This window comes from Pseudoroseomonas cervicalis ATCC 49957 (assembly GCF_000164635.1).
Taxonomy (GTDB): Bacteria; Pseudomonadota; Alphaproteobacteria; order Acetobacterales; family Acetobacteraceae; genus Pseudoroseomonas; species Pseudoroseomonas cervicalis.
Map to the genome: position 1 here is coordinate 581,071 of NZ_GG770778.1, position 4,124 is coordinate 585,194.

Here is a 4,124-nt window from a genome sequence, read left to right on the forward strand (position 1 = left end):
GGCGGGGGAGGCGGGCAAGGGCTTCGCCGTCGTCGCCTCCGAGGTGAAGAACCTCGCCACCGAGACCGCCCGCGCCACCGACGGCATCGCCCAGCTGGTGACCGAGATCCAGGGCGCCACGGGGTCGGCGGTGGAGGCGATGCGCGCCATCGCCGATGGCGTCGCCGGCATCGACCAGTCGGCCAGCGCCATCGCCGCGGCGGTGGAGCAGCAGAGCGTCGCGACGCAGGAGATCGCCCGCAGCGTGCAGCTCGCCGCGCATGGCACGCAGGAGGTGACGCAGACCATCGCCGGGGTGGCGGAGGACAGCGCCGCCACCGGCCGTTCCGCCGCCACCGTCTTCGCCGCGGTGGAGGAGCTGCGCGCTGTCGGCGGCAAGCTGCAGCGGCAGGTGGACGGTTTTCTCTCCGCCGTGCGCGCGGTCTGAACGGGGAGGGCAGGCGCCGCGCCGCCTGTCCGCCTTTTCACCTGGCGGACGCCCTGGCTCCAGGTATCGGCCGGGGGGCGTGCCCAGATGCGGGGTGTTCCATTCGCCACGGCTTATGCAGCCGCGGCGCCACAGGAGGATCTCCCCGATGCTCACCCGGACGCAAACCCCCCGCCGCCTGACCCCCAGCACCGCCCTGCAGGGGCTGATCGACCTGCCCTGGGGCGCCAGCCTGTTCGCCCCGCCGCGCCAGGGCGGCTGAGCCGGCAGCGCCCCGCCGCGCCAGGGGCGGCACGAAGGAGCCGGCGCAGAAGGGCCGGCGCGCAACAGAAAGGGCCGGGGCATCGCTGCCCCGGCCCTTCTGTCTGGCTCCGCGCGGTGGCGGGGCCGCGCGGATCAGGCGGCCTTGGCCATGTTGCGCAGCACGTAGTGCAGGATGCCGCCATTCTTGTAGTACTCGACCTCGTCGGCGGTATCGACGCGGCACTGCACCTCGGTCTCCGTGGTGCTGCCATCCGGGCGGTGGATGACGAGCTTCAGCAGCATGCGCGGCTTCAGCTCCTCCAGGCCCAGGATGTCGATGGTCTCCTCGCCGGTCAGGCCCAGCGTCTCGCGGTTCTCGCCCGGCTTGAACACCAGCGGCAGCACGCCCATGCCGACCAGGTTCGAGCGGTGGATGCGCTCGAAGCTCTCGGTGATGACGGCCTTGACGCCGAGCAGGAAGGTGCCCTTGGCCGCCCAGTCGCGCGACGAGCCGGTGCCGTATTCCTTGCCGCCGAAGATCACCAGCGGCGTGCCCTCGGCCTTGTACTTCATGGCCGCGTCGTAGATCGGCATCACCTCGCCCGAGGGCTGGTGCTTGGTGATCCCGCCCTCGATGCCCGGCACCATCTCGTTCTTGATGCGGATGTTGGCGAAGGTGCCGCGCATCATGACTTCATGGTTGCCGCGGCGGGCGCCGTAGCTGTTGAAGTCCGCCTGCCGGACCTGGTGCTCGACCAGATACTCGCCGGCGGGCGAGGTCTTCTTGATGTTGCCGGCCGGGCTGATGTGGTCGGTGGTGATGGAATCACCCAGCTTGGCCAGCACCCGCGCGCCGTGGACCGAGGCGATCGGCTTCGGCTCGGCGTCCATGCCCTCGAAATAGGGCGGGTTCTGCACGTAGGTGGAGCCGGAGTTCCAGCGATAGGTGTCCGAGCCCGCATCGACGCGGATCGCCTGCCACTGCTCGGGGCCCTTGAAGACGTCCGAATAGCGCTCCTGGAACATCTCGCGGGTCACGACGGCGGCGACGGTGTCGTTCACCTCCTTCGTGCTCGGCCAGATGTCCTTCAGATAGACCGGCTGGCCGTCCTTGCCGGTGCCGATCGGCTCCTTGGTGACGTCGAGCGAGATCGACCCGGCCAGCGCGTAGAGGACGACCAGCGGCGGCGAGGCCAGGTAGTTGGCGCGCACGTTCTGGTGGACGCGGCCCTCGAAATTGCGGTTGCCCGAGAGGACCGAGACGGCGACCAGCTTGTTCTCCTCGATCGCATCCACGATCGGGTCGGGCAGCGGGCCGGAATTGCCGATGCAGGTGGTGCAGCCATAGCCCACTGTCTGGAAGCCGAGCGCGTCCAGGTGCTTCGACAGATCGGCCTTGTCCAGATAGTCGGTGACCACCTGGCTGCCCGGCGCCAGCGAGGTCTTCACCCAGGGCTTCGGCTTCAGGCCCAGCTCATTGGCCTTCTTCGCCACCAGGCCCGCCGCCACCAGGACGTACGGGTTCGAGGTGTTGGTGCAGGAGGTGATGGCGGCGATCACCACATCGCCATGGCCGAGGTCGAAATTCGACCCGGCGACGGGCACGCGCAGATCGGCCTTGTCGCCCGGCACGCCCAGATTGCCCGAGGCCAGCTCCTTGGCGAAGGCCGGGGCGGCGTTGGTCAGCTCGACGCGGTCCTGCGGGCGCTTCGGGCCGGCCATGGACGGCACCACCGTCGACATGTCCAGCTCCAGCGTGTCGGTGAACACGGGGTCGGGCTGGCCCTCCTCGCGGAACATGCCCTGGGCCTTGTAGTATTCGCGCACCAGCTTGATGCGGTGCTCGTCGCGGCCGGACAGGCGCAGATAGTCCAGCGTCACCTCGTCCACCGGGAAGATGCCGCAGGTCGCGCCATATTCCGGGGCCATGTTGCCGATGGTGGCGCGGTCGGCCAGCGCCATGTCGGCCAGGCCCGGGCCGTAGAACTCGACGAACTTGCCGACCACGCCCTTCTTGCGCAGCATCTGGGTGACCGTCAGCACCAGGTCGGTGGCGGTCACGCCCTCGCGCAGCTTGCCATGCAGCTTGAAGCCGATGACGTCGGGGATCAGCATGGCGATGGGCTGGCCCAGCATGGCCGCCTCGGCCTCGATGCCGCCGACGCCCCAGCCCAGCACGCCCAGGCCGTTCACCATGGTGGTGTGGCTGTCGGTGCCGTAGCAGCTGTCGGGGTAGGCGAAGGTGTCGCCCGCATCCGTCGCGGTCCACACGCCCTGCGCCAGGTATTCCAGGTTCACCTGGTGGCAGATGCCGGTGCCGGGCGGCACGACGCGGAAATTGTTGAACGCCTCCTGGCCCCAGCGCAGGAACTCGTAGCGCTCGCCATTGCGCTCGAACTCGATGTCCACGTTCTTCTGGAGCGCGGTCGGGGTGGCGGAGACATCGACCATGACAGAGTGGTCGATCACCAGATCCACCGGCACCAGCGGGTTCACCCGGCGCGGGTCGCCGCCCAGCTTGGTGATGCCGTCGCGCATGGCGGCGAGGTCGACCACGGCGGGAACGCCGGTGAAGTCCTGCATGAGGATGCGCGCCGGGCGGAACGGCACCTCCTTGTCGGACCGGCCTTCCTTGACCCATTCGGCGACGGCGCGGGCGTCGTCCGTGGTGTAGGAGCGCCCATCCTCGAAGCGCAGGATGTTTTCCAGCAGCACCTTCAGGCTGAAGGGCAGGCGGCTGATGTCGCCGATGCTCTTCGCCGCTTCGGGCAGGCTGAAATAATGGTAAACCTTGCCGTCCACCGTCAGCGCCTGGTGCGCTTTCAGGCTGTCCTGCCCGATCATCCGCATGGTCCGGGGTCCCCTCACTATTTGCTGCGAACGCTGCCGCTTATTACACGGAGCGATGCCACGGTCCATCGGCGGGCGTGGGACCGGGGTGCCGTGCTGGAAGCGAGAGAGATTGGGGTTCTGCGGGGGGATCGGCTGGTCTTCGCCGGCCTGTCCTGCCAGGTGGCGCCGGGCGAGGCCGTGCTGCTGACCGGCGCCAATGGCGCGGGCAAATCCACCCTGCTCCGGGTGCTGGCCGGGCTGGTGCCGCTGGCCGAGGGCGCGCTGCTCTGGCAGGGCGAGCCCGCCCTGGCCGACCGCGCCGCCCATGCCGCCCGGCTGCGCTACCTGGCGCATGCCGACGCCCTGAAGCCCGGCCTCAGCGCCGCCGAGAACCTGGCCTTCTGGGCCCGGCTCTGGGGCGGCGATGTGCGGCAGGCCCTGGCCGCGCTGGACCTGGCGCCCCTGGCCGAGCTGCCGGCGCGGCTGCTCTCGGCCGGGCAGAAGCGGCGCCTGGCGCTGGCCCGGCTGGCGCTCGCCCCGGTGCCGCTCTGGCTGCTGGACGAGCCCTCGGTCGGGCTGGACGCCGCCTCGATCGAGCGATTCGGCGCGCTGCTGGCGGCGC

The 4,124-nt window shown here is 70.0% G+C and carries 3 protein-coding genes; 2 read left to right on the top strand and 1 reads right to left on the bottom strand.

Features of this window, described 5'->3' with window-relative positions; genetic code table 11:
- Positions 1-427 (top strand): methyl-accepting chemotaxis protein (locus HMPREF0731_RS09780; RefSeq protein ID WP_007003946.1); only part of this gene is annotated, 427 nt, incomplete at its 5' end.
- Between the two features lie 396 nt (positions 428-823).
- Here HMPREF0731_RS09780 and acnA read toward each other — a convergent pair.
- On the bottom strand, positions 824-3,520 hold the full coding sequence (acnA, locus tag HMPREF0731_RS09785) for an aconitate hydratase AcnA (protein ID WP_007003948.1): 2,697 nt from the start codon (positions 3,518-3,520) through the stop codon (positions 824-826).
- Positions 3,521-3,613: 93 nt separating this feature from the next.
- Between acnA and ccmA the strand changes: the two genes are divergently transcribed.
- Positions 3,614-4,124: heme ABC exporter ATP-binding protein CcmA (gene ccmA / locus HMPREF0731_RS09790; protein WP_007003949.1), on the top strand; the 511-nt coding region annotated here is incomplete at its 3' end.